1 pseudogene is annotated in these 1,052 nt (G+C 66.1%); it reads right to left on the reverse strand.

Annotated elements, in window-relative coordinates:
- Nucleotides 1-847 (reverse strand): annotated as a pseudogene (locus NS1_RS38480) (hypothetical protein); the annotation flags it as partial.
- Between the last annotated feature and the right edge of the window lie 205 nt (nt 848-1,052).

Below are 1,052 nucleotides of genomic sequence, written 5' to 3' on the forward strand. Positions count from 1 at the left end.
CCAGCATCGAGACCTGGTCCTGGTTGCGATAGACCAGCTTCATCCACCGAAAGATGTGGGCGGGCCCGGTAAACCCGGCCCGGGACGCGTGCACATGCAAACCGACACCGGTATCGGTCTCACACCCCAGCCGCGCGAGGTCGTCGAGGAGCTGCCAGGGGAACTCGGTGAGGGCGTATTGGTAAGTCATCGGGTGGGACACGATCTCGAAACCCGATGGCCGGATGGAGGAATCGCGCTTGAGATAGCCGAGTGAGCCGAGGGCGTCGGTCGCGGTGGTGATCGCGTCGTCGAAGCGGTCGTAGGGCACGATGACTTCCAGTTCCAGCCCGAGGAACAGGGGCCCGGTGCCGTGGAAGATCGGATCGGGTCGGTAGGTGTAGTTCCACAGCGCGTGCGGTTCAGCGCACCGATCACAACCGCGGCGCCCGCAGATCAGCGTGCCGCAGTCGCGGCACGAGCGCTGCAACCGTGCGCAGGCGGGGCAGGCGCGTTGGTTGCCGACGACGTAGCGGCTGTGCAGGGTGTAGCGCTCGCATTGGAAGCACTGGTCATAGAGCTGGTGTGCGCAGATCCCGCACACGAACCCGCCGGTGTCGACGGGCAACCGTGTGAACGTGGCTTCCGCGCAGGACGCGCACGGGTGCAACCTCGTGATGCAGGTCGAACACAGCGGTCCTGCTTCGGCGGTCTCGGTCAGGGCGATCGAGCGGGTACCGCAGCGGTGGCACTGTGCGCAGGTCAGCGCGCAGCGTGGGCAGATCAGTCCGCCGTCGACGTCGACGTGGATGTCGGGTTCACGGGATCGACAGATCCCGCACGGGTCGAGCAGATCGAGATCGGGCACAGCAAACATCCCCTTCAAAACGACGAACGCCGCACCCGAAATCCGGGATGCGGCGTGAAAATTCAGGACGAAATGGCGGTGGGAAGGCGGGAGGCGCAGGTCAGGCGGCGCGTGCGGACGTAAAGCGGCAGTCGGCCGGTTCGCCGAGGTGGCGACCCTCGCAGGCGACCAGCGTCAGCACACGTGAGGGCATCGCGAGCTTGCG

Origin of the sequence: Nocardia salmonicida NBRC 13393, from assembly GCF_001613085.1 — a bacterium.
Lineage (GTDB): Bacteria > Actinomycetota > Actinomycetes > Mycobacteriales > Mycobacteriaceae > Nocardia > Nocardia salmonicida.